The sequence below is a fragment of the Flavobacterium bomense genome, assembly GCF_003970355.1.
Genome location: NZ_RYDJ01000203.1, coordinates 1 through 1,146, shown reverse-complemented (window position 1 = coordinate 1,146; position 1,146 = coordinate 1). Strand labels below are relative to the sequence as shown.

Below are 1,146 nucleotides of genomic sequence, written 5' to 3'. Positions count from 1 at the left end.
TCCTGATGGATATTGGAATGAGGTTTATACAGAACCTCCTCTTCTAATGTGTTTGTTCTTAGAGATTCTTGTTCAGGATGTATTTCCAGAGGAATAATGATTGAAAAAGTAGATCCTTCGTTTAATTTGCTGCTTAATTTTATTTCAGCTCCTAACAAATTTGCAAGTTCACGTGAAATGGAAAGGCCTAAGCCCGTACCGCCATACTTTCTGGAAGTACCCCCATCTGCTTGTTGAAAGGCTTCAAATATGTCCATTTGCTTGTCTTCCTGTATTCCAATACCTGTATCGGTTACGGAGATGATTACTTTACTTTGGGTATATCGGTCAATACTTAGGTTCACACTTCCGTTTTCGGTAAATTTTATGGCATTGGATAAGAGATTTTTCAATATCTGATTCAAACGTTGCAAATCGGTGCGGATGGATTCGGGTAATGCTGCATTCAGTTTTGAAGTCAGCTTCAATCCTTTTTGTTCAGCCTGATGTTTAAAATTACGAAGGAGTTCATCTGTAAAATTTCTAAGTGATACTCTTTCTACATTTACCGACATTTTTCCTGCTTCTATCTTGGAGAGGTCAAGAACTTCATTAATTAAAATAAGCAGATCATGGCCGCTCTTATAAATAATTTCGGCACTTTCTACTTGGTCCTCATCCAGATTTTTATTTCTATTTTCAGATAAATCTTTTGACAGGATTAGCAAGCTATTAAGTGGTGTCCTTAATTCATGCGACATGTTTGCAAGAAATTCGGATTTATATTTGCTGCTTATTTCCAGTTGTTTTGTTTTCTGTTCAATGTCGTATTTTGAAGCTTCAACTTCTTTATTTTTTTCTTCTAATGATTTGGTCTGTTCTTCCAATGACTGGGTCTGTTCCTCCAGTTCTTCATTAGACATTTGTAATTCTTCTTGCTGTTGTTTCAGATTTTGCGCCTGTTCTTCTAACTCTTCATTCATTTGTTCCAACTCTTCATTCATTTGTTTCAACTCTTCCTGCTGCGTTTGAAGTTCTTCTGCCTGCAGGGCCAGATTATATGCTTGTTTTGTGACGAGAGTTACATCTGTTGAGAATTTTAATATTTTATACGTATTTCCCTGTTCATCAAATATCGGGTTATAATTGCCTTTAATCCAGACTGTT

General features: G+C 36.0%; 1 protein-coding gene. It reads right to left on the bottom strand.

Features of this window, described 5'->3' with window-relative positions:
- On the bottom strand, positions 1–1,146 hold a 1,146-nt coding region (locus EKL98_RS16750; protein ID WP_233589483.1), incomplete at both ends, for a sensor histidine kinase.